Below are 26,481 nucleotides of genomic sequence, written 5' to 3'. Positions count from 1 at the left end.
GACCGGGAAGGGGTACTGGAGATGCTGCGAGGACGTTCGGAGAAGGGGCACTGGTTCGGGACCGTGATCGACGCGCCGGACCCGCAGGCGCTCGGGTTGTTCTACCACGCGGTGCTCGGCTGGAAGATCCACAAGAACGAGCCCAACGAGTTCACCTTGGCCGTCCCGGGCAACTCCGAGACGTACGTCGCGTTCCAGGCGCAGACGTCCGCGCCCTGGGCCCGCCCGGTCTGCCCGGCCGCCGAGGGCCAACAGCAGATGATGATGCACCTCGACATCGAGGTCGGCGACCTCGACGCCGCAGTCGAGCACGCCGTGGAGCTGGGCGCCACCCTCGCCGAGTTCCAGCCCCAGGACGACGTCCGCGTCCTCCTCGACCCAGCCGGCCACCCCTTCTGCCTCTACGCCAACGGCTGAAGCTGCCTGCGGAGATACATGAGCTTGTCGGGGTTGAGGATGGCGCGGATGGTGGTGATGGCGTCGGCTTGGACTTCTGGGATGAGTACGCCGGTGAGCAGGCCGGACTCGTGGACGAGGATCGCGGTGGCGTTGTTGAGTTCGGCAACGGACAGGCGGGCGGTGAGGGCGCGCGGGCCGGCCGCGAGGCCGGCCAGGTAGTGGGCGGCGTTGGAGCGGCCGAAGATCGGTTCGCGGGCCGCGATCGCCTTGCCGCCGCCGTCGGCCCAGATCGCGGCGTCCTCGGTCAGGATCGCCTCCAACCCGGCAACGTCACCGTCGACGGTCGCCGCGATGAAGCGTTCGACCAGCTTCGTCCCGTCAGCAGGCCGTACGTCGAACCGCCGCCGCGCCTGGCCGAGCCGCGCCAGCGCCCGGTGGTACAACTGCCGCGCGTGCGCCTCGTCGACGCCGAGGACGTCCCCGCTCTCCCGGTGCGTGTAGTCGAACGCCTCCCGCAGTACGAAGACCGCCCGCTCCGGCGGCGTGAGCTTCTCGAGCAGGACCAGGAACCCGAGCGAGACCGTGTCCCGCCGCTCCATCAGCTCCGCGGGGTCGTTGCCCGTAGCAACCGGCTCGGGCAGCCACGGGCCGACGTACCGCTCGCGACGGGCCCGCGCGGAGGTGAGCCGGTTGAGGCAGAGGTTGGTGACGACCGTGGTCAGCCAGGCGGCCGGCGTCTCCACCGGCTCGCGCCCGGACCGCCAGCGCAGGTACGCGTCCTGGACGACGTCCTCGGCCTCACTCGCCTCGCCGAGCATCCGGTACGCGATCCCGAACAACCGCCGCCGCTGCTGCTCGAACTCCACAACCCCGACCATCACCCCTCCGACGGGACCTTCGAAGCAAACGGGACCACCTGCTCCCGCTCACCTTCGCGTACGGCGAGCTCCTGCCGCCAGACCGGGTCGTCGACGAAGTGGTTGTCGAACCGTTCCGCCGTCGCCAGCACCTCGGCCGGGGACGCCTCGCCTCGCCGGATCCGATCGCCCAGCCGGAAGTAGTCGAACCGGTTGTTCCCGGGCGCCTTGACGATGAGTACGTCGGCCCCGCGGTCCATCGGCGTACCCCAGGCGTGGTGCATCAGCGGCGGCACCAGCAGATAGTCGCCCTTCTCGATCGTCACGACCCGGTCGCCGGCCAGGATCCGGAGCGCGCCGTCGAGCAGGTAGAACATCTCCAGCGACTCCCGGTGGAAGTGCGGCGGCGGGCCGTCGACGCCGGGGCCGAGCGTGGTGCGGACGACGTTCATGATCCCGTCGGTCTGGTCGGCGTCGGCGATCAGCCAGGTCTGGTTGGGTGCGTCGCCCAGTCGTTCGGCGTCGGCGCCGCGGGTCAGGACTGCGGTCATAGCTGCCTCGTTCATAGCTGCCTCCTCGATTGTGACCACCTGACCGGGTAGCCCCCGCGGTTCGTGACGTGACGGGCGTCACGTCACATTCGCGGTGGTGAGCGGTGTCTGGTGTTCGTCGAAAGGAGTGCGGACATGCACATCGTCGTACTAGGAGCCGGGTACTCCGGTCTCGTCGCAGCCAAGCTGGCGGCCCGCCGTACGGATTCGTCCGTCACGCTCGTGAACGCCCGGGAGACCTTCGTGGAGCGGGTCAGGATGCACCAGCTCGCGTCCGGGCAGAAGCTGCCGGAGCGGCCGATCAAGGAGCTGCTGGAGGGGACCGGTGTCGAGTTCGTCGCCGATCGGGTGCAGCGGATCGACGCGGAGAGCCGGACCGTCGTACTGAGCGATCGCGAGCTGCGGTACGACGTACTGATCTATGCGCTCGGGAGCCGGGCCGATCTCAACTCGGTGCCAGGGGCAAGCGAACACGCCTTCACGGTTGCCGATGTCGACCATGCCGGAGAACTGCGTGAGCGGCTCCGGACGAGCGGCACGGTCGCCGTCGTCGGCGGCGGGCTGACCGGGATCGAGGCCGCGAGCGAGCTCGCCGAGACGTACCCGGATCGCGTCGTACAGCTGGTCACCAGCGGCCGCCTCGGATCCGCTCTGTCCGAGCGTGGCCGCCAGCACCTGCACCGCGCGTTCGACCGCCTCGGCATCGAGCTCGTGGAGAATGCCCGCGTCGCGGCGGTGGACGCCGACGGGCTGAAGCTGGAGGACGGGGATCGCGTCGCCGCGGACGTCGTGGTGTGGACGACCGGGTTCGAGGTGTCCCCGCTGGCCGCCGAGGCCGGATTCGCCGTCGACGCGCACGGCCGGATGCAGGTCGACGCGACGCTGCGTTCCACGTCGCACCCGGACGTGTATGCGGTCGGGGATGCGGCGGCGGTACACCGTACGAGCGGTCAGGAGCTGCGGATGGCCTGCGCGACCGGTCTTCCGGCGGCGGCCCACGCCGTACGGTCGCTCAAGGCTCGCCTGGAGGGGCATGAGCCGAAGCCGCTGCGGTTCCGCTACATCAACCAGTGCATCAGCCTCGGGCGGAACGACGGCCTGATCCAGTTCGTGCACGCGGACGATTCGCCGCGCAAGACCGTCCTCACCGGGCGGGCCGCGGCCCGCTACAAGGAGACGATCGTCCGCCTCGCCTACCTGACCCAACGCCGGCCCGGACTGACCGCCTTGACCTGATCGATCAGTTTTCAAGAAGCGCCCGGCGTACGGCGGCTCTTAGTGTTTGGAGTGTTCAGACCGACCGAGAGGACACTGCGATGGCCACCACGAAGAAGACAGCAGCCAAGGGCAAGTCGTACGACGGGTTCACCGAGGACGAGGTCGCCGCGATGAAGGAGCATGCCAAGGAGCTGAAGAGCAAGCAGGATCCGACCGAGGCGCAGCTGGCGAAGATCGCGGGGATGGCAGACGGTGACCGGGAGATGGCGCAGCGGCTGCACGACCTGATCGCGGCCGAGGTGCCGGAGCTGTCCCCGAAGCTCTGGTACGGCATGCCCGGCTGGACCCTCGGCGGCAAGAACGTCTGCTTCTTCCAGGACGCCGCCAAGTTCAAGGCCCGCTACGCCACCTTCGGCTTCAGCGACGAAGCCAAGATCGACGACGGCGACCTCTGGCCCACCTCCTACGCCATCAACAAACTCACCCCGGCCATCGAGAAGGAACTCCTCACCCTGGTCAAGAAGGCCGTCCGCTCGTAATGCCGGACCGAGCCCTCGCGGCGTTCGACGCACTGGCCGAAGGCGCGGCCACCCGCCGAGAACTCGACCGCGGAGGTCGCGCACTCCGCTGGATCGAGGCGGGCGCAGGCCCGAGCATCGTGCTCGAGGCGGGGGCGATGTCGCCGGTCGTCGGGTATGCGGCCGTCTTCAAGGAACTGGCCGCCGACTTCCGCGTGATCGCCTACGACCGAGCAGGGTACGGCGCGAGCGACCCCGCTCCCCTGACCTTGGATCTGCAGGTCGACGACCTCATCGCCGTACTGCGAGAGGTCGGACCGGCCGTGGTGGCGGGACACAGCTGGGGCGGGCTGCTCGCCCAGTTGGCGACCTGGAGCCGGCCCGACCTGGTGAGCGGGCTCGTCCTCCTCGACCCGTCGCATGAGGTCTTCTGGCGCGACGCCGAGCCGCAACCACATCCGGACCGCGCTCTCCCACCTGCGGAAGACCCCCGAACCAAAGACATCTTGACCTTCGGCGACGAACTGGCCGCCGACATCTCTCGCAGCGTGCAGGCCGGACGGCGGCTCGAGCACCTGCTGACCGATGCGTGCCGCTCGTACCTGCAGACCGACGAGCAGGTCTTCACCTACCTCGACGAACTGCCGATGATCCTCTACCACATCGACGATCTCGCCGCCCGCCGTACGCGAGCCGTCTGGCCGAAGATCCCGATGGTCCTACTCACCGCCACCAAGGGCAGGCCGGCGGAGTTCACTCCACAGGTGATCGCAGTCCAAGACCGCCTGGCCGCTCAGTCCGGTGCTCGTCACCAGGTAGTTCCGGACTCCGGGCATTACCTCCACATAGACCGGCCCGATCTGGTTGCTGAATGCATTCAAGAGGTTGCCTCAGGCATCCGTTGAGGGCTGGCGTGGGGTGCCGGTTTCGTCGAGGTTTGCGAGGAGGGCGGGGAGGCCGGTGGTCAGCATTTTCTTGCGGACAGCGCCGAGGAGTTTGGACATTGCGAAGCCGCTGACGCCGGTGAATCCGGTGTGGTGGTAGGTGAAGCGGGTCCCGTCGGGGGTCGGCTCCAGCAGGTAGGTGACGTAGCTCGGGTTCTCGCCCTCGGAGCCGATCCAGGTGTAGCGCAGGAGTTTCTGGTCGCGGACCTCGAGTACTTCGCAGTCGACGATCCCCCGCCAGCCGGGCACCGGCTTGGCGACGAACTGGAACCGGTTGCCGACCACGGGCTCGAACCCGACCGCACGGGCGCCTTGGCCGGTCGAGGTCCAGTGCGGGATCAGGTCCGGGTCGGTCATCGCCCTCCAGACCTTCCTCGGCGAATGGGGGTAGTCGCACACGATCTTGATCTCGGCCATCACAGCCCTCCCAGAAAATTCAGTGACTAGAAAATTAGAGTAGCAGCATTTTTCTGGTCACTGTAGTAGTCTGCGACCATGAGCACGGAGGGCCTGCGGGAGCGGAAGAAGCGCGCGATGCGGCAGCAGCTGTCCGACACCGCCGCGGAGATGTTTCTCGAGCAGGGGTACGACGCCGTGCGGGTCGCCGACGTCGCCGAGGCGTGCGGGGTCTCCGAGAAGACCGTGTTCAACTACTTCCCGAGCAAAGAGGCGCTGGTCCTCGACCGCCTGGAGCCGACCGCCGACGCCTTGCGCACTCATCTGGCGGACCCGGCACTCCCCCCGGTCGCCGCGATGCTGAAGGTCCTGGACGACGAACTCCAGGGCATCAGCGTGAGCCTGACCACCGCCAAGGCTGTGACCCGCTATCGCAGGTTCGGGGACCTCATTCACGAGACACCCTCGTTGCGGGCGTACCAGAGCGACGTCGCCGAGCGGTTCGCCGACGTTGCCGCCGAAGTACTCGCTTCCCGGTTCGGCCTCGAGCCCGGAGATCCGGAGCCCCAGGTCGCCGCGGCCGCTTTGCTCGGCCTGTGGAAGATCCAGTTCCGCGTGCTCCGGACTCACCTGCATCCAGGCATGCCGATCCAGGATGCAATCAACGCCGCAGCCGGCGAGGTCCAGCGAGCGGCCCGCCTGATCGACGCAGGCCTGGAGACGCTGTCGGACCCGGCGGAGCAGGTCACTAAAACGGGTTAGCCGCGCGTGGCACAATCTGGCGGGTGCAGATCGGGATGTTGGGGCCGTTTGAGGTTCGTGCGGACGATGGTGGCATCGCCGACGTGCCGGGTGCGCGGTTGCGTGCGTTGTTGATTGCCCTGGCTCTCGAACCGGGGCGGGTGGTGCAGAAGGCGACGCTGGTCGACTGGATCTGGGGTGAGCAGCCGCCGGCGGATGCGGCGAACGCCTTGCAGCGCTTGGTTTCGCGGCTTCGGAAGGTGCTTCCGGAGGGGTCCGTCGAAGGGCACACGGACGGCTACCGCCTACAGGTGGAGCCGGACGCGGTGGACGCCGTACGGTTCGAGCGCCTCGTTGCCCGCGCGCGCACCGACCAGGATCCGCAGGGGGTCCGGTTGCTCCGCGAGGCACTGGAGCTCTGGCGCGGCGCCGCAATGCAGGACGTCGGCCTCACGGAGAGTGGTGCGTTCGACGCAGCCGTGACCCGGCTCGACGGGCTCCGGCTAGCCGCCATGGAGGATCGGTACGACGCCGAGATCACGCTCGGCCGCGGCGCCGAGATGGTCACCGAGCTGACCGACCTCGTCGCGGCGAACCCGGTCCGCGAGCGCCTCGTCGCCGCGTTGATGCGTGCCCTGGTCGCCTCCGGCCGCGACACCGAGGCGCTCCGCGTGTACGAGCGCACCCGCGAGACGCTCGCCGACGAACTCGGCGTCGACCCCTCGCCGGAGCTGTCCGCGCTGCACGTCGCACTCCTCCGCGGCGAGCTGGTACGGCGGGACGAGAAGCGCAACACCAATCTCCGCGAGGAGCTCACGACGTACGTCGGGAAGGACGCCGACGTCAGCGCCGTCCGCGACCTCATCGCCGAGCACCGTCTCACCACGCTGATCGGGCCGGGCGGATCGGGCAAGACCAGGCTGTCCGCGGAGACCGCCCGTCCGCTGCTCGGCGATCTGCCGGACGGAGCCTGGATGGTCGAGCTCGCGGCCATCGGCCCGGACGGCGACGTGGCACAGGCGACCCTGTCCGCGCTCGCGCTCCGGGACGCGCTGCTGGGCGACGTACCGGAGGCGGATCCGACGGACCGTGTCATCGCTGCGGTCCGCGAGCGGACGATGTTGCTGATCCTCGACAACTGCGAGCACGTGATCGAGTCGGCGGCGGCGTTCGCCCATCGGGTGCTCGGCGAGTGCCCTCGGCTGCGGATCCTGGCAACGAGCCGCGAGCCGCTCGGCATCACCGGTGAGGCGCTGTGGCCGGTCGCGCCGCTCGCCGTCCCCGCGGACGGCGGCGAGATCGACTCGTCGCCCGCGGTCCGTCTCCTACAGGACCGCGCCGGTGCGGTGCGCGCAGACCTCACGTCGGACGCGCAGACCTTGGCCACGATGGCCCGTATTTGCAGGGCTTTGGACGGTATGCCGTTGGCTATCGAGCTCGCCGCGGCGCGCCTGCGCACGATGTCCCTGGAGCAGCTCGCCAACCGCCTCGACGACCGTTTCCGCTTGCTGACCGGCGGGAGCCGTACGGCGCTCCCCCGCCATCGCACGCTGCGCGCGGTGATCGACTGGAGCTGGGAGCTGCTGTCCGACGCCGAGCGATCGGTACTGCGCCGGCTCTCGGTCTTCGCGGGCGGCGCGAGCCTCGAGGCGGCCGAACAGGTCTGCGCCGGTGGCGAGGTCGAGTCGTGGGAGGTGCTCGACCTGCTGACCGCGTTGACCGAGAAGTCGCTCGTGGTCACGAAGGACGAGGGCGCTCCGCGGTACCGGATGCTCGGCACGATCAAGGAGTACGCCCAGCAGCGTCTCGACGAGGCAGGCGAGTCGGACCTGACCCGTCGTACCCATCTCGCGTACTTCACCGAGCTCACCGAGACCGCGGACCCGCATCTGCGCCGCGTCGAGCAGCTCGAATGGCTGGCCATTCTCGAACCGGAGCACGACAACATCGCCGCGGCGATGCGGGGTGCGCTCGTGGCGCAGGAGGCCGACGGAGCGATGCGGCTAGGCGCCGCCGCCGGCTGGTACTGGTGGTTCGCCGGACACAAGGTCGAGGGCAACGAATACCTGATGGCGGCGCCCGCCGTACCCGGTGATGTTCCGGACGAGATCCTGGCCGTGGTGTATGCGTTCGTCACGAACCTGATGACCTCCGGGCGTGGGCGCGACCAGTACAACGCGGAGGACTGGATCCGGAAGGCCGCCGACGTCAGCCGCCGGGTCCAGAACCCGCACCCGGCCGTGAAGCTGTCGACCGCCCTGGAGCGTCTGCTGGAAGGACCGAGCGCGTTCGTGTCGGCGTTCGAACCGCTCCTCACCGACGACGATCCCTGGGTACGGGCGCTGGCTCGCCTGCAGACCGGCAAGATGCGGATCATGCTCGGCGACGGCGACCCGGATGCGGACGCCCTGCTCGAGGCCGGACTGGCCGAGTTCCGCGCGATCGGCGAGCGCTGGGGTATGTCGTTCGCGCTGACCGAGCTGGCCGATCGGGTGGCCGTCCGCGGTGACTTCACCGCCGCCTGCGAGTACTGCGAACAGGCGATCGCGGTCGCCACCGAGGTCGGCGCGAACGAGGACGTCGTACGGTCGCGGTCGCGGCAGGCCCAGCTGTACTGGCTGGCCGGTGACCTCGAGGCCAGTGCGGCCGCGATGGCGGAGGCGCAGCGGAAGGCCGAACGAGTCGCCTGGCCGGAGGCGCTGGTCGAGTTGGCGCTGTCGAAGGCGGAGCTCGCGCGTTGGCGCGGTGACAACGACGAGGCTCGACGGCAGCTCGCCGTTGCGACGACGATGCTCGGCCAGGAGGCGGAGCGGGCCAGCTTGCGGGCGGTCCGGCACGACATCCTCGGCTATCTGGCCGAGGATCTCGACGAATCCTGGGAGCACCGCACGGCCGCGGTCCAGGCAGCGACCGAGACGGGCCACGTGCCGAGCATCGCGCAGGTGCTGGTCGGGATCGCGGATCTGGCGTTGCGTACCGGTCAGGACGAGCAGGCTGCCCGGCTCCTCGCCGCGAGCGCCGTGGTCGGCGGTCTGCCCGACCTGTCCAACCCCGACCTGACCCGGATCGAGCAGGAAACGCGCAGTCGCCTCGGTGACACGCGGTTCACCGAGGCGACTGACGAGGGACGGCAGGCGGACTGGTCCGAGTTGGTGCGGGTCACGCTCGCTTCTTGAACGTCGAGGTCGCCCAGAGGTAACCGACGACCGCGATCCCGACCAGCCAGGCCAGCGCGGCGAGCAGGTCGCCGGTCGCCGCCGAGCCGTTCAGCAGTCCGCGCAGCGACTCGATGATCGGCGTGAACGGCTGGTACTGCGCGAACTGCTTCACGCCCGGACCCATCTTGTCGGCCGGCACGATCGCGCTGCTGAAGAACGGCAGCATGATCAACGGCACCGAGGCCAGGCCCGCGGTCTCCGGGGTCTTCGCGAACAGACCGAGCGCGACGGTCAGCCAGCCGGTCGCCAGCCCGAGCAGTACGACGATGCCGATCACCCCGAGCCACTGGACGAAGCTCGCCGACGGGTTGAACCCGAGCGCGAACGCCACCCCGATGATCGCCGCGATCGCGACCAGGTTGGTCATCAGGCTGGCGATCACGTGACCGGTCAGCACCGCGCCCCGCGGTACGTCCATCACCTTGAACCGGTTGATGATGCCCTTGGTCATGTCGGAGTTCACCGAGGTGGCCACCGATCCCAGTCCGTAGCAGACCGCCAGCAGGAGCATGCCGGGCGTCGCGTAGTCGACGTACGGAACACCGACGCTGAACGCGTCGCCGAGCATGTAGACGAACATCAGCATGACCACGACCGGCATCAGGACTGCGTTGAAGACCGAAGTGGGGTTGCGGGCGATGTGCTTGAAGTTGCGGCGCAGCATCACCATCGAGGGGTTCTTCATTTCGCGACTACCTCCGCGGTGTCGTGGCCGGTCAGGGCCAGGAAAACGTCATCGAGATCAGGGGTGTGGACAGAGAATTCCTCAGCGTCGAGCGAGTGCTCGTCGAGGCGGTCGAGCAGCGCCCGGACCGACTTGGTGCCGCCGTCGCTCGGGACCCGCAGGGTCAGCGCGTCGTCGTCACGAGTCGATTCCGGCAGGATCCCGGCGGCGGCCTCGAGGTCGTCGAAGCCGGCGAACCGGAACCGGACATGTGTGCCGGGGATCTGCCGCTTGAGCTCCTCAGGGGTGCCTTCGGCAACCAACTTCCCCTTGTTCAGCACCGCGATCCGGTCGGCGAGCTCGTCGGCCTCGTCCAGGTACTGCGTAGTGAGGAAGATCGTTACGCCGTCGGCCAGCAGTTCGCGGATGATCGTCCACATCGTCCGCCGGCTGCGCGGGTCCAGACCCGTGGTCGGCTCGTCGAGGAAGATGATCCGCGGGTTGCCGACCAGCGTCATCGCCAGGTCGAGCTTGCGCCGCATACCACCGGAGTACGTCGCCGCGGACTTGTCGGCCGACTCCACCAGGTCGAAGCGCTCGAGCAGCTCGGCGACGATCCGCTTGCCGTCCTTGGCCGTCGAGCTCAGGTCGACCATCAACTGGAGGTTCTCCCGGCCGGTCAGCAGCTCGTCCACCGCCGCGAACTGGCCGGTGACGCCGATCGCCGAGCGGACCGCCTTGGCCTCGGTGGCGACGTCGTGCCCGGACACCCGGACCGTGCCGCCGTCGGCCTTGATCAACGTGGTCAGCACGTTGACCGTTGTCGTCTTGCCGGCCCCGTTCGGGCCGAGCAGCGAGAAGACGGTGCCCGCGGGTACTTCGAAGTCGATGCCGTCGAGCACGGTCTTGTCGCCGAATGTCTTGCGCAGTCCTGAGACCGCGATCGCCGAAGTTGTCATGGGACTACCTTCGGCAGCCGCCCTGACACGCACCTGACACGCCGCCTACACCGTGTCAGCGGCCGCGACCCCGCCCGCCTGGCGCTCGTGGCGGTGCGGTGTCAGGGGGCTCGGCGAGAGTCGTTCCCGTCACCACCGACTCTCGCAAAGGACAGACATCATGCCGACCTTCACCACTCCCGCGCCGATCTCCGCCGACGTCGACATCATCTTCGGCAACGTCACGGTCAAGGCCGGCGACCGGACCGACACCGTGGTCGAGGTCCGCCCGGTCGACCCGGCCTGGGACCTCGACGTACAGGCCGCCGAGCAGGTCGTCATCGAGTTCACCGACGGGAAACTGCTGGTCAAGCACCCGAAGCTGCGGACGCTGTTCGCGAAGAAGTACGGCGAGGTGGCCGTGCTGATCGAGCTGCCGACCGGGTCCGACGTCCAGGGCTATACCGCCAAGGGCGACTACGTCGTCGAGGGCGAGGTCGGCTCCTGCCAGCTGAAGACCGCGAACGGCGACATCAAGGTCGGCAAGGTCGCGGGCGATCTGCGCGCCAAGTCGGCCACCGGCAACATCAGCGTCGACGTGGCGGAGGCGGCGGTCAACGTCCGTACCGCCAGCGGCGACATCCAGGTCGGGCAGCTCGGCAGCGGTGCAGCCGACCTCTACACCGCCACCGGCTTCGTTGCCGTCGGCGTACCGGCCGGCACCGCCGCCCAGCTGGATGCGCACACTTCGATCGGCCGCGTGTTCAACGAGCTGGACGACTCCGAGGAGACCGACCGCATTATCGCCGTACGGGCCCGCACTCACGGCGGCAACATCACCGTCCGTCGCGCGTGACCAGCCGCAGCCAGGCCGCCGCGAGCGCGGCATGGCCGGCCGGAGTCGGGTGTACGCCGTCCGCGGCCCAGTACTCCGGCCCGGTCCGCGCCGAGAGCTCGGCGAACATGCCGTCGGCGGCGAGCAGCTGGGCGTCGTACCTGTGGGCCAACTCGCGCACGACCTGGATCTTCGGGTCCAGGTCGGCGCGCCACTTCCTCCGGTCCTCCTCGCCGAGCAGCGCGGGGCCGACCTCGATCACACCGCGCACCGGAAGCAGGAACGGCTCGATCAGGATCAACCCGGCGCCGGCCTCGGCGAGCGGGGCGAGCAGCCGGTCGTACCCGGCCGCGAACTCCTCGGCCGGAATCACGTAGCCGTCCGGGTCGTACGCATGCCAGCCCACGTCGTTGATGCCGGCCAGGATCGACACGACATCCGGCCGTACGTCGAGGACGTCCGGCTGCCAGCGCGCTTCGAGATCCATGACTTTGTTGCCTGCGACACCCGAGTTGAGCCAGGTCAGCCGATCCTGCGGGTGGCGGAAGCCCCACTCGCCCGCGATGCGCAGGGGGTAGCCGAAACCGAGGCCGTCCTCGCTGTCCAGGCGTTGGCAGTCGGTGATCGAGTCGCCGGTGAACATCACCGTGCTTCCCGGCCTCATGCGTGCGCCGTCCCGAACCAGCGGGCCGCGGCTGCGTCGAACGAGGCGGGATCGCCGGTCCAGGCGACGACGCCGTCCGGGCGGATCAGGACAGCGTCGAGCCCGAGATCGTCGCCGGCGCGGCCGGCGACGTACCTGAGGTCCCAAGGTTGTTCCTGCATGGTTCCGGTGAAGTCGAGGAGGACGCCGCGGCCGTCCTGCGTCAGGTCGCCGAGGCGGGTGCCGTCCTCGAGGGCGAAGTCCGGCGCGAGCCGGCCGACCAGCGGGTGCTCGTCGTCGAGGTCGTAGCGGACCCAGTACCCCGACAGCTTGCCGGCGACATACGTCGTACCGTCGCGGGTGTCGAGCAGGTCGCGCATCAGCCCGCGGACCGCCTCCGCCTGCGGACCCGGCCGCATCACGTCGACCTGCGCCCGGGTCCAGTCGAGGACCGCGGCGCCGATCGGATGACGCTCACTCGTGTAGGTATCGAGAAGCCCGTCCGGAGCGTCCCTGCGCACAGTCGCGGCGAGCTTCCAGCCCAGGTTGATCGCGTCGCCGAGACCGGTGTTGAGACCCTGCCCGCCGAGTGGCGAGTGGATATGAGCGGCGTCACCGGCGAGCAGCACCCGCCCGTTGCGGTACGACGTGGTCTGCATGGAGCGATCGGTGAAGCTCGAGGCGAGGTGCACGCCCGTGATCGTGACATCGGTGCCGGACATGCGGCGGAGTACCTCTTGCAGGTGCTCACGCGTCAGCTCCTGCGAGCGGTCGAATGCGCCGCCGTCGAAGTCGAGCATGCTGAAGTGGCCCTCGGTCGCCATCCGGATGTACATGCCCGTCGGCGTGAGGTTGAAGCCCGGCTTCAGCTTCTGCGGATCCACGATGTCCACAAGCATGGTGTAGCCGGTGAACGCCGGCTCGGTGCCGACGAACTCGAACCCCGCGAGCCCACGTACTGCGCTCCGCCCGCCGTCGCATCCGACGAGCCAGTGCCCGGCATACTCGTCCTCGCCGGCGCGCACGACCACGCTCTCGTCGTACTGCGTGATACCGGTCACCGGCGTACCGCGTTTGATCTCGACGCCCAGCTTGGTGGCCCGCTCGGCCAGCACCGACTCGATCACGTCCAGACTCGTCATGAGCAGCTCCGGCGCCGGAGAGGGCAGGCGGAACGAGAAGGCGGTCAGGTCGAGGTTGGCGGCGTCGAGCATCATGCCGGCGAAGTGCCCGACCATGCGCGGCGGTCCCGGCTCGCCCGGGTCGACGCCGGCAGCCGCCAGCAGCGGTTCGATCAGACCACGACGGTAGAACGACTGGAGCGACGCGGCTGTCAGCCCCCGCAACCCGAGCGGCTCCACCCGCCACGGCGACGATGTTTCCGGATCCCGCTCGATCACCAGCACAGAACAGCCCGCGAGACCGAGCTCGCACGCCAAGAACAGCCCGACCGGACCGGCACCTGCTATGACTACGTCGTACATGAATTGTTCCCTTCCACGGCTCGTTGCCTGAGGCATGCATTCACCGTGACACGGGACGCGCACGCGGCACTGGCACCAGCCGGGCAGGCCACTGGCACGCGGTATCAGCGCACGCGCTTCGGCAACAGCCACACGAGAGCGAAGGCGATCAGGAAGAGGACTGCGGCCAGCGCCAGCACGACCACTGCGGCGTGCCGGAGGTCGGCTTGGGCGAAGAAGACCGTGCCGAGTGCGGCGACACCGAACGCGCCCGAGAACTGCTGCACGGCGTTCAGCATGCCCGAGCCGGTACCGACTTCTTCGGTGGTTGCGTCGCCGAGGATGAAGTCGAAGATCGGGACGAACACCAGGCCGGTGCCGAATCCGATCAGCAACAGCGACGGCGCCAGCCGGCCGGAAGTGAGGCTGCCGTGCATCGTGAACCGCAAGGCGAGCAGGCCGAGGACAGCGATGCCGAGCCCGAGGTGCAGAGTCGAACGACCGGGTCGTTTGGTGAGCACTGCGCCGGCGAGTCCAACGGCGACGGCACTGCCGAGCGCCCAGGGGATCAAGGTCAGACTCGTGTGTAACGGCGTCCAGTGCAGGCCGAGCTGCAGCAGCAGGTTGAGCACCAGCTGGAATCCGCTCAGCGCGGCGAAGAACGACCCGACGATCGCCAGGCCGACCACGAAACTGCGCTTGCCGAACAGCGACGGCGTGATCACCGGGTGCCCGCTGCGTCGCTCCGAGGCGACGAACAACGCGACGGCGACGACCGAACCGGCCATCGAGAGATAGGTCCACAGCGGCCAGCCGAGCTCACGGCCTTGCACGAGCGGAACGATCAGCAACGCCGAGGCCGCGGTCAGCAACCCGACGCCGCGCAGATCGAGCCGGGCACTCGCGTCCTCGCCAGACCTGGCCGGCAGGAAGAGCCGGCCGAGGCACCACGCGACGACGCCGATCGGCACATTGATCAGAAAGATCGAACGCCACTGGCTGCCGAACAGATCGAGATGCAGCAGCCAGCCCGCCAGGATCGGGCCGGCCACCGTCGCCAGGCCCATCACCGGACCGAACGGGATGAGGGCCTTGCGCAACTGATCGAGCGGGAAGACCACCTTCACCAGCGCGAAGCCCTGCGGAATCATCACCGAACCGAACAAGCCTTGCAGCACGCGGGCGACGATCAGGAACCCGACGCCCGGCGCCAGCCCGCAGGCGAGCGACGCCAGCGTGAAGCCCGCCATGCCGACGAGGAACAGCCGGCGGCGGCCGAACAGGTCACCCAGCCGGCCCGACGTGATCAGTCCGAGCGCGAACGCCGCCGTGTACGCCGTGAGCACCCACTGCAGTGTCGACTCGCTACCGCCGAGGTCGGCGCGGATCGACGGGCCGGCCAGGTTGGCGATGGTCGAGTCGATCACGTCCATCACATCGGCGATGAACACCACGGCGAGAACCAGCCAGGCCTGCCGCAGCGGGAGCGTTGTTGTCGGCGGCGAACTTTGTTCGATAGTCACGAACAGTGTTCTACTTGGCGAACTTAGTTCGTGTCAAGGTACGCTGTCGTACATGCCAGTCGATCCGAAACAGCGCCGCGCCGCGAGGCACGCTCAGCCCGCCGCCGATCCCGCGCAGCCGCCGCGGAAGGCGCCGATCACCGTCGAGCGGATCACCGACGCCGCGCTCGAGGTCGTCGCGACCCAGGGGTACGACGCACTGACCATGCGCAGCGTGGCCGCCGTGCTCGACACCGGCCCCGCGTCGCTCTACGCGCACGTCGTCAACAAGGCCGATATCGACGAACTGATCATCGGCCGGCTGTGCTCACAACTGGTCCTGCCCGAGCCCGACCCGTCAAGGTGGCGCGAGCAGATCGTCGACGTCTGCGGCCAGATCCGCGATCAGTACCTGAAGTACCCGGGCATCTCCCATGCGGCGCTGGCGATGGTGTCCACCAACCTCGACGTACTCCGGGTCAACGAAGGAATGTTGTCGATCCTCCTCGCCGGCGGCATCGCCCCACAGACCGCAGCCTGGGCCATCGACGCCCTGTCGCTGTATGTCAGCGCCTACACCCTCGAGAAATCGCTGGTCTCCCAACGCCAGACCGACGCGGACGCCGACTGGGTGATGAGCCAGGAGGAACTCGTACGCCGCTTCGCCGCCCTTCCCCCGGCACAGTTCCCCACCACCATCCGCCACGCCCGCGAACTGACATCCGGCCACGGCCACGACCGCTTCGACTTCACCCTCGACCTGCTGATCGACAACCTGCAGCGTCGGTGAGGTCACGGCCCCTCGGTCGGCACCGGCAAGGGGTGACCGGGCACGGTGGTGTCGGTCGCGGGTAGTTCACCGGTCAGCAGGTACTTCGTCCCGATCGCGTTCGCTGCGGGGTTGACCGCGGCGAGTCGGTTGGCGAAGACGCCGTGTTTGCCCGAGTCCAGTTCGGTGACCAGGATCGAGCTCGGCAGTGCCTGGTGCATCCTCAGTGCACCGGCGTACGGCGTGCCCGGGTCATCGATCGAATTGAACATCAAGACGCCGGGCAGGCCCTGCCCAGTGATCTTGAGGCGGTCGGCGCCGTCGAAGGCCCAGCTCTGGCAGACGCTGCCGCTGGTCCACATGATGAACCAGGCGAACTGCGACGTCCGCGCGAGCTCGGCCGCGTCCCGCTCGTACGTCGCCCGACCCCGCGGCCAGTGCGAGTCGGCACAGATGACCGAGCTGAAGATCGCGTTCGCCTGTTCGCCGTCGGCGCTGGCATCAGGCGCCGCGATATCGGTCAAGATGCTGTCGTCCCCGTCGTTGGCGTACGCGCTGACCGCGCCGGTGAATCCGATCCAGCCGGCCTCGGAGAACATCGCGCCGTACGCCGCGCCGATCAGCTCACTGCCACCGACGTCACCGTGCGGCTGCGTGCGGAAGTCGGTGAGCGTCTTGTTCCAGGCCGCCCGCACCGCCGCCACGGTGCTGCCCAGGTGGAACACGTTGTCGTACCTGGCAACCCACGGCAGGTAGTCGTCGTCGAACCGCTTCTGGAACGCGGCGGCCTGATCAACCCAGACCTGGTACCAAACGTCCTTCGGAGTGGGATCCATGTTGCCGTCCAGAATCATCCGACCGACGCGCTGCGGGAACAACTGCCCGTACACGGCGCCGAGATAGGTGCCGTAGGACAGGCCCAGATAGTTGAGTTTCCGCTCGCCCAGCGCCGCGCGGACCGCGTCCATGTCGCGAGCCACGTCGACCGTACCCAGGTGAGGGAGGATCGCTTTGTTGTTGGCCTGGCAGTCCTTCGCATAGCTGCTCCAGAGCTTCCACAGCTGGTTGCGGCTCGCCTTCGCGTCCGGGTCCGGCTGCGGGGCGCCGAAGTGATCGGGAGCCGCACAGCTCACCGGCGCACTCAGAAACACGCCGCGCGGATCAAACCCGATGATGTCGTAGGCATCCAGAACGGCAGGATCGAGCTGGGTGAAGCCGGTTGGATCCGGCCTACTCAGCGATCCGGCGTACGCCGCACCGCTCACGCCCGGACCGCCCGGATTCACCACCAGCGACCCGATCCGCTGCGCCGGCTTGTTGGCCGCATGCTTGGTGACCAGCAACGAGATCTTGGCGCCGTTCGGCCGCGAATAGTCCAGCGGGACCTTCACTGTGGCGCAGGTAAGCGCCGGGTACGGCTCGGCAATATCGCTGGGACAACTGCCGAAACTCAGAGCCGAGCTGCTCACTTCGGCAACGGCCGGCACCGCGGGCGCGATCAGAGCAAGCGAAGAAGCGACAGCCACGACCCATCGGCAACCCATCTGCGAACCACCTTCACCACGTCGAAGGACCCTTCTACAACAGGAAGTTCCATTCCGTTCCACCGCGGCGACCACGGACGATCAGTCGCCGTCGCTGCCGGCGTTGACACTTTCCGATATAGGAATATGATTCAGGGCGTGGTTCGAACCGAGTGGAGGAACTGATGGGTGGCAAGGTTTTCTTCGGGGTGACGATGTCGCTGGACGGGTTCATGGCGCCGGAGCATGTGCCGGCCGAGGTCGTCTTCACGCCCGCCGGTCAGGATGATCCGGAGGCACAGCGCTGGCTGCGGAAATGGTCGGAGTTGCAGGCGTGGGCGTTCCCGCAGCGCCACTTCCGGGAGAACCTCAAGCTCGGTGAGGGCGGTGAGGAAGGGGTCGACAACGACCTCTCGCAGGAGACGCACGAGCGGATCGGCGCCAACATCATGGGCAAGCGGATGTTCGAGGCCGGCGAGCTGTCGTGGCCGGAGGAGGCGCCGTTCCACACGCCGGTGTTCGTCCTCACCCACACCGAGCGCGAGCCGTGGGAGCGACCAGGCGGTACGACGTTCCACTTGGTCAACGACGGCATCGAGAGCGCGCTGTTCCAGGCCCGCGCGGTCGCCGGCGACCGCGATATCCGCATCTCCGGCGGCGCCGAGACGATCCAGCAGTACCTGGACGCCGGGCTGATCGACGAGTTCTCGATCAGCCTCTCGCCGGTGCTGTTCGGCACCGGGATCCGCCTGTTCGACCACGTGGATCCGGACCGCATCACGCTGGATCAGACGCGGTCGATCGCGTCGCCGCGGGTGACCCACCTGACCTACAAAACCTCGAAACGGTGATTCTTCCGCGGCATGTCAAGGCGGCTCGGACGGCTCCGACCAGTTGGTGAGCATCTCCCAACGAACTGAAGGAGCGACACCATGTCCGAGGTCAGAGTTCACAACTTCTCGATTTCGCTGGACGGCTTTGCGACCGGCGACGTCCAGTCCCTGGAGGCGCCGTTCGGGCACGCCGGCGAGCGGCTGCACGAATGGCTGATCGGCACCCGGTTCTTCCACGCGGAGGACAACCAGCCCGGCGGCACGCGTGGCGCCGACAACGGGTACGCCGAGCAGCACAACCCCGGCATCGGCGCCGAGATCATGGGCGCCGGCAAGTTCGGCCCGCCCGGCTGGCAGGACGACCCCGACTGGAAGGGCTGGTGGGGCCCGAACCCGCCGTTCCACACGCCGACGTTCATCCTCACCCACCGCCCGCGCCCGTCGATCGAGATGGAGGGCGGCACCACGTACCACTTCCTCGACGCCTCCCCCGCCGAGGCCGTGGCCCAGGCCCGCAAAGCCGCCGCGGGTGCCGACGTACGCATCGGCGGCGGCGCGACCGTGGTCCGCGACTTCCTGGCCGAAGGCCTGATCGACTACATGCACGTGGCCCAGGTCCCGATCCTGCTGGGCCGCGGCGTCCGCCTCTGGGACGGCCTCGAGGCCCTCGAAGAGACCTACGCCATCGAACCCGTCTCAACCCCGTCCGGCATCACCCACCTAACCTTCACCGCAAAGCGCTAGGGCCGTCCTCGAATCCCTCGTCGTCGAGGTCGAACTCGGGCGGCTCGGCCGCGGTCAGTCGGTAGTACGTCGCCTGAGCCGCGGCCAGCCCCTCGGTTGCAAGTGCTTCGGCGACCGGGCCGGCGATCGAGCGCTTGGCGGTGCGCAGTTCGGTGATTCCCTGGTCTCCGCCGCCGAGAACAACGTCGAGCGCTGCCTTCGCGATCGACGAGGCGGGGACGGTATTGGAGTTGGCCAGCACGACGACGCCCGTACGCCGCTCAGGGACTAGGACGAGCCTGGCCCCGAAGCCGGGATCGAGTCCGCTGTGGCTCAACGTCGGATACCCGAGATAGTTGCCCAGGGCCCAACCGAGGCCCATCGCCTCCTCCCACGGCGGACGACCCACCTGCACGACCGGCTGCGCCATCACGTCGAGCCTCAATTCGGGGTACGCGATGAGTCCGCGGGACAACTCGGCCAAGTTCGAATGCAGCGTGGAGCTTGGCGCATGACGTCTGCTGTACGGATAGGCGTCACCGGGCACCGCCAGCGGCATCCCGACATGCGGCGAGGCGGCCAGATCAGCGGGTACGTCGGCGCGCAGGAACGTGCTCTTCTGCATCCCCAGGGGCGCGAGGACCTCCCGCCGTACGGCGTCCTCGAACGTCGTACCCATCACCCTCGACAGCACCAACCCGAGCAGCTCGTATCCAGCGTTGGAGTAGAAGTACGCCGCCTCCTTGAGCTCCCATCTCGACAAGCTGCGGCCACAGGCTGTCGTCGACGCTCCCGTTCATCACCCGACCGTACGCCGTCATTTGCCCTTGGAAGCAAAGGGATATTTCGCATGACCCGATCGGGCAGGGTTGTTACTGTGCGCGGATGGCTTCCCAGCGCGCCCTCCTGCCGCGGTCGACACCGGCCGCCGCGGGCATCTCGTCCACGTCGATCCTCGCTCTACTCGACGAGCTCGAGGCGCAGTCCATCGAATGCCACTCGCTGATGATCGTGTACCGCGGACAGGTCGTCGCCGAAGGCTGGTGGACGCCGTACTCCGCTGAGCGCCCGCACCTGCTGTACTCGTTGACCAAGTCGTTCACCTCGATCGCCGTCGGACTCGCGATCGCCGACGGGCTGCTGTCGGTGGACGACCGGGTGGTCGACGTACTGCCGGACCACGTTCCGTCCGACGTGTCGGAGCAGGGACGGCGCATCACCGTCCACCATTTGCTGTCGATGACGGCGGGGCACGGCAAGGACAGCCTCGAGGAGGCGTGGGAGCTGGAGCCCGCCGACCTGGTGAAGGGCTTCCTGCGGGCGCCGTTCGTCGCGGCCGAGGGTACGCAGCACGACTACGACAACGCGACCACGTTCCTCCTCGCGCGGATGGTGGAACGGGTCACCGGGCGCGAGCTCCCCGAGTTCCTCGACGAACGGCTCTTCAAGCCGATGGGCATCGACCACGCCGAATGGGACCGCGTCGCGAGCGGCTTGGCCTTCGGATTCCACGGTCTGCACCTCACTACCGAAGCCATCGCCGCCTTCGGCAAACTGCTCCTTCACGGCGGCCGTTGGGGCGACCAACAACTCGTCCCTCGTGAATGGGTCGAGCTGGCAACAAGACGCCACATCGAGACGCTCCCCCTCCCCAACTGGGCGGTGAACCCCGACTTCACCTCCGGCTACGGCTACCAGTTCTGGATCTCACGCCACGGCTACTTCGGCCACGGCTCCTTCGGCCAGTACTGCGCAGTCGTCCCGTCCCACGACCTCGTCATCGCCTTCACCGGCACAGTGGGCCCCACAACCGCCCTCCCCGGCATCTTCTGGGACCACCTATTGGACGCCGCTCCCCCCACCCCCGAACACGACCCCGTCCTGGCCGACCGCCTACGCCACCTCTCCCTGCCACCCGTCGCCGGCACACCCGCCCCCGACCGCTCCCTCAAAGCAACCCTCAACGCCGCCGCCGACTCGCCCCTCCCCGAGGGCACCCCAGTCACCGTCGACCCCACCTCCGACGGCTGGCTCATCCACCTAGGCCCATCCCTCACCATCAAGGCCGGCCACAACGAGTGGCACGAGTCCTCCCCTCTCGGTCGCCCCGTCGTAGCCTCCGCCGCCTGGCAGAACGACACCTTCGTAGCAGACCTCTACGTCATCACCACCCCCCACCGAGTCCGCCTAACCATCACCACCCCCACCGCAACCGCCACCTGGAACACCGTCCCCCTAACCGGCCCCAACCTCACCCTCCACCTCAAATCCCCCCTCATAACCAGACCAGACGTCTCGTAGCCCTGCACGACTCGGCGTCCGGCGACTTTCAGTCTTCGTCCGTGGCAGGCTCCTGGAAGCACCAGAAGTGATGTTCGTGGTCGAACGCGGTGTACTCGCGCATGCCGAAGAGCGTCGTGATCGGTCGGACAATCTCGGCCCCGGCTGCGCTGGCCTGTTCGAGGTGAGCGGCGATGTCGGCAACGCCGACGACGATCATGGACGACGGCGCCGACGACGGATCCGGAGGGCCCAACCCCGGCCGAGGTCCGTGGAGCCTGATGTTGCCCATCGGCCCGGAAACCTCCGCGTACCCGCAGGTTCCGTCGTGTTCTCTGCCGATGAGCCCTGGCTGGAAGCCGAACATTTCGATCAAGCGGTGGAACGCGCGCTCGACGTCGGCGTATACCAGCAAGACGAGCGGCTGTGCGGTGATGCTGTGTTGCGGGACCCAGCCGACCAACTGGCGAAGTCGACCCGGATCTCGGGTCACCGTCTCGAACGGTTCTTCCGCCAGCCGGCGCCCGAAGGCGATCGTCTCGATCAACGCGGCCTCCAGGGAATGCGTCTGCTGCTCGATCAGGCCGGCGACGTCGAGTTCTCCGGCCTGGTCGAGGGCGATCCGGATCTCGGCGAGACGCAGGCCCGCCTTGCGCAGGATGACAACCGACGCGAGCCTCGCGACATCTTCGGGCGAGTAGAGACGGTGGCCGCCCGCGGTTCGAGCCGAAGGCTGCAGCAGGCCGATCCGGTCGTAGTGATGGAACGTGCGAACTGAGAGCCCTGTCAGCGCTGCAAGATCGCCGACGCGCCAGGTCTGCTGCGGCCCTTCGTCCACCGTCGCAGCCCTCCTGCCCATTCACCTCTTGAACCTGACGTTACGTCATGTTCTAGGTTCGGTGCGCACGCTCGAACGACCTGGGGAGGAAGCCAGATGTCCGACGGTACGGTTGCCGGTCTGTCGAAGGTTGCCTGGGATGCTGCCGTCGACGGGTGGAGGCAGTTGGCGCAGCTTCCGTCCGCGGCAGGTGTGTTCACCTGGGAGCAGATCGGTGGAGCCGACTGCTTCTGGTGGGTCGGCCCACCCGGCGCGATGGCACACCAGATCTTCCTGACCACCACCGATGACCAGACCCTCGACAGAGCTCTGGCCTCACCCAACCGTGGTGTTGGATCCAGCGTCGTCGTCCGCTCCCTCGACAAGCTCGCTCTCGGCCGCTTCGAACCTGAGAACGTCGGCACCGGACTGTTCATGACATGCGACCTCACCGAGGCCCGGACTCCGATCTCCCCCGGCCCGTTCCGTACGACGATCATCACCACACCTGCTCAACAGGCCGACCTCCTCGCCATGGTCGGGGGCGTCTACCGCGACGTCGGCGGCCTCACCGCCTTCTTCCAAGGCTTCGGAGCCTCCCAGATCATCGGCGTCTACGACCAAGACCGCCTCATAGCATCAGCCACCGTCGTACGCTCCGGTCTGACAGCGAACATCTGGTCGGTAGCCACCGCCGCAACCGACCGCGGCCGCGGCGCAGCCACCACAGCCGTCTCCGCCGCCCTGGACCACGCCACCAAGTCCGGCTGCACAACCGCAACCCTGAGCACCTCGAACAACCTCGCCCAGTGGTACCAACACCTCCACTTCAAACCAGCCGGCCACGAACACACAGCAACCCTCCGCGCCCTCGCCAAATAGCCGGCCGCCTCCAGAGTTCACCCCACCACCCCTGTCATTGCCCTAGGCAACGGAACCTCTGATGAAGCCGGGCCTCGGCGCCAGAATCTGAGCTGTTCAGTTATGAGGGTGGGCGCTCGCGCTTGGGACGGGCCGCGAACTGACCGCCGCGCCTCGAGCCTCTTCGCACGCGGGGCTGGCCACCGGCCAGAGCCCGCGCTCCGCCGTCACCGCCTGCGCCGCTTGCGGTTGTCTCGATCTGCTCACGGAGCCCGTCGAAAGCCGGCCCGAAGCGATGGCGCTCGGCCTCGCCGATCCCATGTGAGGCAGCAACTCTGCGCCAGTCGGCCGTCGCATCGCCAACTTCATGCAGGATCTGCTGTGCATCCCGCATGTTCAGATCGAAGGTCTCCGCGTACCTCATCAGTCCGGCGAGCTCATCCGCCCGGCTGCGCGCGCCGCCGATTCCGGTCACCCGCGCTTCTGAAACCGTCGGGTTCGGGTTGATGTCAAAGACCGGCGACAGACCCCATCCACCTGCCTCACGCAGGAACCCGTGGTTGCGCAGATGGTCGTCCGTGTTGTGGATCGCCACCGAGAAGGCGATCCGCCGCCACAACTCGTGGAGGTCGGTCTTTACCCGCGCACCATGTTCCGTGAGCGTCTCTGCGACTTCGACGTAGTCGTGGACGTCGCCGTCGCGACCTTCGATCAAGGTCATCGCGCTGATGTACCCACGACGCCGCTCGCCGTCACGGTCGAACCGCTCGAGCACCAAGACATGTCGGCCGTCGACCTGCAGCAGCTCACTCCCCGGCACCTCGATCCCGGCCCGCTCTGCCAGGTCGAGCGCCGTCTTCTCCCAGGCCATGATATCCCAGTCGTCGTTGCGATGCGGAAACTTCGCGATCAGCAAGCGACCCTCATCGCGAACCGATGCCTTTGGCCGGGCGCCACCGAGCGAGCCCGACCCCGCGTCCAGCAGCGCTTTTATCGCCGCCAGGTCGTCGGCGCTGTCGCCGGCCACCTGATCTACGGCCTGCAGCAGGCGCGGCAACTCGACGAGCTTCGGCACATGGAGATCTGGGTCGAGAAAGGGCCCGCCGGGACTAGACCTGAAACGGAGGGCACCTTGGCGGGACAGATCGCTGACGCCAACGAGGAAGTCCGCATCGCCGAGCGATTGTGCAGTGCGCGCCTCGCGAAGCGCGAGCGCTTGAAGGCGCTTCGTGATGAGACTCCGACCCCACCGGTCCGGCGAGCAGTCTGCGAACGCACCCGGAAATCCATCGGCTTGTTGAGGCCCGGAAAACAACCCGAGTGCCGGCTCGATCGGATAAGCACGTTTGTCGGCCAGGTAGCTCGGAGCGTATTGGAACGAGGTCGACGACGTACCCCGACGTCGACTGAAGTACGCCGATCCAACCTCGACAGACTCACCGTCGAGGTCCACAGAGACCAAGAGCGAGGTTGTCAACGCCGCACCCGCTTCGGAAGCACCTCGTCCGCGCGCGCCCGCCCCAGATCCGTCTCGTAGGGATCGAATGCGTCGACCACGCGATCAAGTACACCAAGGGCTCGCGCCACGTTCAGCAGAACGTCCAGTCCCACTGTCGTTTCACCGTTCTCCAGTCGCCGCAGTGTCCCGCGCGAGATCCCCGCGCGCTCAGCGACTTGGGCAGCCGTCAGCCCCTCGAGCTTCCGCCACGCAGTCAGATGCTCCCCAATCCGCTCGGCCCCCAACCGAGCCCGAGCAGGCATCGGCCTCGCCATCACGTCACCTACAATCCTAATGGCCGCTGGATAGACCACTATATCCCATAATGGCTTATCTGGCGGTCTTTAATGGCTCAGTCATCGCGCCGAAGCCCTGTCCCGATCCCCCGACCCAAACGCCAAGTCCCTGGCTGCCGTAAATACCTGCGGCTCCGTGCACGAGTCGGGTGAGACGCCGCGGACGCATGATCCGTGGTGGACGAGCTGTACTGCGCCGTAGCCCGCACACACCGAACGTCAACCACGTATGCGGCTCGCCGGTGTCCTGCTTGCCGATGCGCTCCTCCTACCCGCGGTACTCGCGCGTCCTGTCAGGTAAACGCCTGACAGATGGCGCCGGATGTCAGGTAAATGTCCGGTGGAGATCATGGCGATGTCCGCCTGCGCGGCCGGAGGCTTCTCGGCAGCAAGTGTGCCAACCGCAACGGTGAGGTGACGCTAAGTGATACCGGCAATGTGGTCCCTCTGGCTCGTGGCCAGCCTGCTCTACGCCTTCATGCTGCGCGACATCGCGCGGGAGGTGCGGGGCGAATGACGACGACCACCCGGATCCCGCTTCCCACCGAGAGGCGCGTTCGCGTCTGGTTCGGCGTACACGTCATTGCGGACTACACGGGCGAGCCGGCCGCCGCCCTGAGGTACCAGGCCGCGATGAGCAGACGCTTCGCGAGCCTCCGGGTAACCATCGAGCCGGCGACAACCCCGGTGAATCCCGATGCCACTGACTCGTGAACGCCAGGTTCCGCCGGGAGGCGGACGACCGGTGACCGACTACGCGAGCCCGCTCCTGCTCGGCTACGCCCGGCGCGACCTTTACCTGTCCGATCCTCACATCGAACAGATGAAGCAAGACCTCAAAGCCCTCGCCGACCTCGAGGGCTACACCATGGGCCCGGTGTACGTCGAAGATCCGGCCTCGGCTCCCGCCGCCTTCGACGCCTTGGTCGAGGCAGTCAAGCGCCATGAGATCACCACGGTGCTACTGCCGGACTGGCGGCACTTGGCGCTGGTCGGCGCCCCCGCGGCGATCAAGCAACAGTTCGAGCAAGTCACGGGGGCGCGCTTCCTGCTGTACTCCGCAGACCCCTGATCCACGGACCGGGGTCGGCCGATCAACCGCTACGCGTGCAGCTGGTTGCCCGTCAACCGAGCCCGTCACCACTGACCTTGTCCGAGCCCTGCTCTCCCCTGTGGCGGGCTCGGACAAGGCACCCACAGTCCGGCCGGCGCGGGACGCGGAGGCGAGTCCGTCCCGCGCCGGCCGTTCCAAAATCGATTACCCGGAACCGAGGCGTCTGCTTGGATGGGACGCGATGATCAAGCAACCAATTCTGTTCTTGACCGTAGGGCTTCCGTGTACTGGGAAGACCACTGCTGCTCGGCGCATGGAGATTGAGCACGATGCGCTTCGTCTCACGAAGGACGAGTGGGTGAAGGCCCTTTACGGCCACGACAACCCGGACTCGGCTCAGCGCGTGATCGAAGGACGGCTGATCGAGATCGGGCTGCGTTCTCTCGAACTCGGCAACAACGTCGTCATCGACTACGGCCTCTGGAGCCGGGACGAGCGCTCCTCTCTCCGGCAGGCGGCAGCGGACCGCGGCGCGAAGGTAGAGATGCGGTACTTCGAACTTCCCGCGGCCGAGCAGCGCAAACGACTCGACCAACGGCAAGCCGAAGCGCCCCACACAACCTGGCCGATGTCCGACGAGGAACTCACCGAATGGGCCGCCAGCATCGAGATCCCAACCCCGGGCGAGCTCGACGGCACCGAACCCATCGACGCCCCACCGCCCGGCTTCACAACCTGGGACGAATGGCGCACCGACCGCTGGCCGCCGACGGTCTCCTGACGTTCCTATGCCGAGTGCTGCATTGCTAGCGTGCCCGATTTGTCCGTTGTCCGGGGTGTTGTCGACGCTCGGCACGCGTTGTGGGCTTGGTGTAGAACAGTTCAATGCTGCTCAGTCGACAACGCCACACAACTCCATCGCACTCGGCTCGGGAGGCAT

At 67.7% G+C, this 26,481-nt stretch carries 28 protein-coding genes; 15 read left to right on the top strand and 13 right to left on the bottom strand.

The annotated features are described in order from the left end of the window. Positions 1–21: 21 nt before the first annotated feature. Entirely contained in the window at positions 22–417 is a 396-nt protein-coding gene (locus tag ABT313_RS09385) for a VOC family protein (protein WP_350850465.1), read from the top strand. On the opposite strand, the gene sigJ is transcribed toward ABT313_RS09385, so the two are convergent. Together sigJ and ABT313_RS09375 are read right to left on the bottom strand one after the other, a co-directional pair. Next, positions 402–1,277, bottom strand: a complete 876-nt coding sequence (gene sigJ, locus ABT313_RS09380) for an RNA polymerase sigma factor SigJ (RefSeq protein ID WP_350850463.1) — start codon at positions 1,275–1,277, stop codon at positions 402–404. The two genes, ABT313_RS09385 and sigJ, sit on opposite strands and share 16 nt — an antisense overlap. Next, positions 1,277–1,822, bottom strand: coding sequence for a cupin domain-containing protein (locus ABT313_RS09375; protein ID WP_350850461.1), 546 nt, complete (start codon positions 1,820–1,822; stop codon positions 1,277–1,279). Before ABT313_RS09375 ends, sigJ begins: the two co-directional genes overlap by 1 nt. 120 nt (positions 1,823–1,942) lie before the next feature. On the opposite strand from ABT313_RS09375, the gene ABT313_RS09370 reads away from it, so the two are divergent. The 3 genes from ABT313_RS09370 to ABT313_RS09360 all read left to right on the top strand — a co-directional run bounded on the left by ABT313_RS09370 (position 1,943) and on the right by ABT313_RS09360 (position 4,448). Next, positions 1,943–3,043: an NAD(P)/FAD-dependent oxidoreductase gene (locus tag ABT313_RS09370; RefSeq protein WP_350850459.1), complete on the top strand. Its 1,101-nt coding sequence runs from the start codon at positions 1,943–1,945 to the stop codon at positions 3,041–3,043. 80 nt (positions 3,044–3,123) lie between these two features. Then, positions 3,124–3,564 (top strand): iron chaperone, encoded by a 441-nt coding sequence (locus ABT313_RS09365; protein WP_350850457.1) that lies wholly within the window; start codon positions 3,124–3,126, stop codon positions 3,562–3,564. Continuing rightward, complete coding sequence (locus ABT313_RS09360) at positions 3,564–4,448, top strand: alpha/beta fold hydrolase (protein ID WP_350850455.1); 885 nt, start codon at positions 3,564–3,566, stop codon at positions 4,446–4,448. The genes ABT313_RS09365 and ABT313_RS09360 overlap by 1 nt, the downstream gene beginning before the upstream one ends. Here the strand turns inward: ABT313_RS09360 and ABT313_RS09355 are convergent. Next, positions 4,434–4,904, bottom strand: coding sequence for an SRPBCC family protein (locus tag ABT313_RS09355; RefSeq protein ID WP_350850453.1), 471 nt, complete (start codon positions 4,902–4,904; stop codon positions 4,434–4,436). The genes ABT313_RS09360 and ABT313_RS09355 overlap by 15 nt on opposite strands. A 78-nt stretch (positions 4,905–4,982) precedes the next feature. Here ABT313_RS09355 and ABT313_RS09350 point away from each other — a divergent pair, with 78 nt between their 5' ends. Both ABT313_RS09350 and ABT313_RS09345 read left to right on the top strand, forming a co-directional pair. Further along, positions 4,983–5,645, top strand: coding sequence for a TetR/AcrR family transcriptional regulator (locus tag ABT313_RS09350; protein ID WP_350850451.1), 663 nt, complete (start codon positions 4,983–4,985; stop codon positions 5,643–5,645). Between the two features lie 23 nt (positions 5,646–5,668). Then, positions 5,669–8,800 (top strand): ATP-binding protein, encoded by a 3,132-nt coding sequence (locus ABT313_RS09345; RefSeq protein ID WP_350850449.1) that lies wholly within the window; start codon positions 5,669–5,671, stop codon positions 8,798–8,800. On the opposite strand, the gene ABT313_RS09340 is transcribed toward ABT313_RS09345, so the two are convergent. Both ABT313_RS09340 and ABT313_RS09335 read right to left on the bottom strand, forming a co-directional pair. Then, positions 8,784–9,527 carry an ABC transporter permease gene (locus ABT313_RS09340; protein ID WP_350850447.1) on the bottom strand — a complete coding sequence of 248 codons (744 nt, stop codon included), beginning with the start codon at positions 9,525–9,527 and terminating at the stop codon, positions 8,784–8,786. The genes ABT313_RS09345 and ABT313_RS09340 overlap by 17 nt on opposite strands. Next, positions 9,524–10,465 (bottom strand): ATP-binding cassette domain-containing protein, encoded by a 942-nt coding sequence (locus ABT313_RS09335; RefSeq protein ID WP_350850446.1) that lies wholly within the window; start codon positions 10,463–10,465, stop codon positions 9,524–9,526. Before ABT313_RS09335 ends, ABT313_RS09340 begins: the two co-directional genes overlap by 4 nt. A gap of 160 nt (positions 10,466–10,625) precedes the next feature. On the opposite strand from ABT313_RS09335, the gene ABT313_RS09330 reads away from it, so the two are divergent. Then, complete coding sequence (locus ABT313_RS09330) at positions 10,626–11,300, top strand: DUF4097 family beta strand repeat-containing protein (protein ID WP_350850444.1); 675 nt, start codon at positions 10,626–10,628, stop codon at positions 11,298–11,300. Here the strand turns inward: ABT313_RS09330 and ABT313_RS09325 are convergent. The 3 genes from ABT313_RS09325 to ABT313_RS09315 form a co-directional block, all read right to left on the bottom strand. Further along, a complete protein-coding gene (locus ABT313_RS09325) occupies positions 11,281–11,943 on the bottom strand; it encodes a GDSL-type esterase/lipase family protein (protein ID WP_350850442.1) in 663 nt (220 codons plus the stop codon). The genes ABT313_RS09330 and ABT313_RS09325 overlap by 20 nt on opposite strands. Then, positions 11,940–13,406: an FAD-dependent monooxygenase gene (locus ABT313_RS09320; protein WP_350850440.1), complete on the bottom strand. Its 1,467-nt coding sequence runs from the start codon at positions 13,404–13,406 to the stop codon at positions 11,940–11,942. The genes ABT313_RS09325 and ABT313_RS09320 overlap by 4 nt, the downstream gene beginning before the upstream one ends. 104 nt (positions 13,407–13,510) lie before the next feature. Next, positions 13,511–14,908, bottom strand: coding sequence for a DHA2 family efflux MFS transporter permease subunit (locus ABT313_RS09315; RefSeq protein WP_350850438.1), 1,398 nt, complete (start codon positions 14,906–14,908; stop codon positions 13,511–13,513). 52 nt (positions 14,909–14,960) lie between these two features. Here ABT313_RS09315 and ABT313_RS09310 point away from each other — a divergent pair, with 52 nt between their 5' ends. Then, positions 14,961–15,677 carry a TetR/AcrR family transcriptional regulator gene (locus ABT313_RS09310; protein WP_350850436.1) on the top strand — a complete coding sequence of 239 codons (717 nt, stop codon included), beginning with the start codon at positions 14,961–14,963 and terminating at the stop codon, positions 15,675–15,677. A 2-nt stretch (positions 15,678–15,679) separates the two neighbouring features. On the opposite strand, the gene ABT313_RS09305 is transcribed toward ABT313_RS09310, so the two are convergent. Then, on the bottom strand, positions 15,680–17,182 hold the full coding sequence (locus ABT313_RS09305) for an alpha/beta fold hydrolase (protein ID WP_350850434.1): 1,503 nt from the start codon (positions 17,180–17,182) through the stop codon (positions 15,680–15,682). A gap of 182 nt (positions 17,183–17,364) precedes the next feature. Between ABT313_RS09305 and ABT313_RS09300 the strand changes: the two genes are divergently transcribed. Further along, the gene (locus ABT313_RS09300; protein WP_350850433.1) at positions 17,365–18,030 is read left to right on the top strand and encodes a dihydrofolate reductase family protein; all 666 of its coding nucleotides are present in this window, start codon (positions 17,365–17,367) and stop codon (positions 18,028–18,030) included. 81 nt (positions 18,031–18,111) lie between these two features. Then, positions 18,112–18,756, top strand: coding sequence for a dihydrofolate reductase family protein (locus tag ABT313_RS09295; protein ID WP_350850431.1), 645 nt, complete (start codon positions 18,112–18,114; stop codon positions 18,754–18,756). Here ABT313_RS09295 and ABT313_RS09290 read toward each other — a convergent pair. Next, on the bottom strand, positions 18,740–19,498 hold the full coding sequence (locus ABT313_RS09290; protein ID WP_350850429.1) for a serine hydrolase domain-containing protein: 759 nt from the start codon (positions 19,496–19,498) through the stop codon (positions 18,740–18,742). The genes ABT313_RS09295 and ABT313_RS09290 overlap by 17 nt on opposite strands. 122 nt (positions 19,499–19,620) lie before the next feature. Between ABT313_RS09290 and ABT313_RS09285 the strand changes: the two genes are divergently transcribed. Next, complete coding sequence (locus tag ABT313_RS09285; protein WP_350850427.1) at positions 19,621–21,036, top strand: serine hydrolase domain-containing protein; 1,416 nt, start codon at positions 19,621–19,623, stop codon at positions 21,034–21,036. 28 nt (positions 21,037–21,064) lie between these two features. Here ABT313_RS09285 and ABT313_RS09280 read toward each other — a convergent pair whose 3' ends face one another. Next, positions 21,065–21,853 (bottom strand): MerR family transcriptional regulator, encoded by a 789-nt coding sequence (locus ABT313_RS09280; protein ID WP_350850425.1) that lies wholly within the window; start codon positions 21,851–21,853, stop codon positions 21,065–21,067. Between the two features lie 96 nt (positions 21,854–21,949). Between ABT313_RS09280 and ABT313_RS09275 the strand changes: the two genes are divergently transcribed. Continuing rightward, positions 21,950–22,714 carry a GNAT family N-acetyltransferase gene (locus tag ABT313_RS09275; protein ID WP_350850423.1) on the top strand — a complete coding sequence of 255 codons (765 nt, stop codon included), beginning with the start codon at positions 21,950–21,952 and terminating at the stop codon, positions 22,712–22,714. Positions 22,715–22,814: 100 nt separating this feature from the next. Here the strand turns inward: ABT313_RS09275 and ABT313_RS09270 are convergent, their stop codons facing one another. Both ABT313_RS09270 and ABT313_RS09265 read right to left on the bottom strand, forming a co-directional pair. Next, on the bottom strand, positions 22,815–24,146 hold the full coding sequence (locus ABT313_RS09270) for a type II toxin-antitoxin system HipA family toxin (protein ID WP_350850421.1): 1,332 nt from the start codon (positions 24,144–24,146) through the stop codon (positions 22,815–22,817). Positions 24,147–24,166: 20 nt separating this feature from the next. After that, complete coding sequence (locus ABT313_RS09265) at positions 24,167–24,454, bottom strand: helix-turn-helix domain-containing protein (protein WP_350850419.1); 288 nt, start codon at positions 24,452–24,454, stop codon at positions 24,167–24,169. Positions 24,455–25,000: 546 nt separating this feature from the next. Here ABT313_RS09265 and ABT313_RS09260 point away from each other — a divergent pair. The 3 genes from ABT313_RS09260 to ABT313_RS09250 all read left to right on the top strand — a co-directional run bounded on the left by ABT313_RS09260 (position 25,001) and on the right by ABT313_RS09250 (position 26,322). Then, positions 25,001–25,201, top strand: a complete 201-nt coding sequence (locus ABT313_RS09260; RefSeq protein ID WP_350850417.1) for a hypothetical protein — start codon at positions 25,001–25,003, stop codon at positions 25,199–25,201. Between the two features lie 31 nt (positions 25,202–25,232). Continuing rightward, positions 25,233–25,559 (top strand): hypothetical protein, encoded by a 327-nt coding sequence (locus ABT313_RS09255; protein ID WP_350850415.1) that lies wholly within the window; start codon positions 25,233–25,235, stop codon positions 25,557–25,559. A gap of 223 nt (positions 25,560–25,782) precedes the next feature. Beyond that, the gene (locus ABT313_RS09250) at positions 25,783–26,322 is read left to right on the top strand and encodes an ATP-binding protein (protein ID WP_350852100.1); all 540 of its coding nucleotides are present in this window, start codon (positions 25,783–25,785) and stop codon (positions 26,320–26,322) included. Positions 26,323–26,481: the final 159 nt, after the last annotated feature.

Source organism: Kribbella sp. NPDC000426 (assembly GCF_040300265.1).
Lineage (GTDB): Bacteria > Actinomycetota > Actinomycetes > Propionibacteriales > Kribbellaceae > Kribbella.
Note: the sequence above shows the minus strand (reverse complement) of the source record. Positions and strands in the feature narration are given on the sequence as shown.

Bases quoted from the DNA above. Each gene is read 5' to 3' on its own strand.
- ABT313_RS09385 (WP_350850465.1), top strand. From the start codon at position 22: ATGCTGCGAGGACGTTCGGAGAAGGGGCACTGGTTCGGGACCGTGATC.
- sigJ (WP_350850463.1), bottom strand. From the start codon at position 1,277: ATGGTCGGGGTTGTGGAGTTCGAGCAGCAGCGGCGGCGGTTGTTCGGG.
- ABT313_RS09375 (WP_350850461.1), bottom strand. From the start codon at position 1,822: ATGAACGAGGCAGCTATGACCGCAGTCCTGACCCGCGGCGCCGACGCC.
- ABT313_RS09370 (WP_350850459.1), top strand. From the start codon at position 1,943: ATGCACATCGTCGTACTAGGAGCCGGGTACTCCGGTCTCGTCGCAGCC.
- ABT313_RS09365 (WP_350850457.1), top strand. From the start codon at position 3,124: ATGGCCACCACGAAGAAGACAGCAGCCAAGGGCAAGTCGTACGACGGG.
- ABT313_RS09360 (WP_350850455.1), top strand. From the start codon at position 3,564: ATGCCGGACCGAGCCCTCGCGGCGTTCGACGCACTGGCCGAAGGCGCG.
- ABT313_RS09355 (WP_350850453.1), bottom strand. From the start codon at position 4,904: ATGGCCGAGATCAAGATCGTGTGCGACTACCCCCATTCGCCGAGGAAG.
- ABT313_RS09350 (WP_350850451.1), top strand. From the start codon at position 4,983: ATGAGCACGGAGGGCCTGCGGGAGCGGAAGAAGCGCGCGATGCGGCAG.
- ABT313_RS09340 (WP_350850447.1), bottom strand. From the start codon at position 9,527: ATGAAGAACCCCTCGATGGTGATGCTGCGCCGCAACTTCAAGCACATC.
- ABT313_RS09335 (WP_350850446.1), bottom strand. From the start codon at position 10,465: ATGACAACTTCGGCGATCGCGGTCTCAGGACTGCGCAAGACATTCGGC.
- ABT313_RS09330 (WP_350850444.1), top strand. From the start codon at position 10,626: ATGCCGACCTTCACCACTCCCGCGCCGATCTCCGCCGACGTCGACATC.
- ABT313_RS09325 (WP_350850442.1), bottom strand. From the start codon at position 11,943: ATGAGGCCGGGAAGCACGGTGATGTTCACCGGCGACTCGATCACCGAC.
- ABT313_RS09320 (WP_350850440.1), bottom strand. From the start codon at position 13,406: ATGTACGACGTAGTCATAGCAGGTGCCGGTCCGGTCGGGCTGTTCTTG.
- ABT313_RS09310 (WP_350850436.1), top strand. From the start codon at position 14,961: ATGCCAGTCGATCCGAAACAGCGCCGCGCCGCGAGGCACGCTCAGCCC.
- ABT313_RS09300 (WP_350850433.1), top strand. From the start codon at position 17,365: ATGGGTGGCAAGGTTTTCTTCGGGGTGACGATGTCGCTGGACGGGTTC.
- ABT313_RS09295 (WP_350850431.1), top strand. From the start codon at position 18,112: ATGTCCGAGGTCAGAGTTCACAACTTCTCGATTTCGCTGGACGGCTTT.
- ABT313_RS09285 (WP_350850427.1), top strand. From the start codon at position 19,621: ATGGCTTCCCAGCGCGCCCTCCTGCCGCGGTCGACACCGGCCGCCGCG.
- ABT313_RS09275 (WP_350850423.1), top strand. From the start codon at position 21,950: ATGTCCGACGGTACGGTTGCCGGTCTGTCGAAGGTTGCCTGGGATGCT.
- ABT313_RS09265 (WP_350850419.1), bottom strand. From the start codon at position 24,454: ATGCCTGCTCGGGCTCGGTTGGGGGCCGAGCGGATTGGGGAGCATCTG.
- ABT313_RS09260 (WP_350850417.1), top strand. From the start codon at position 25,001: ATGACGACGACCACCCGGATCCCGCTTCCCACCGAGAGGCGCGTTCGC.
- ABT313_RS09250 (WP_350852100.1), top strand. From the start codon at position 25,783: ATGATCAAGCAACCAATTCTGTTCTTGACCGTAGGGCTTCCGTGTACT.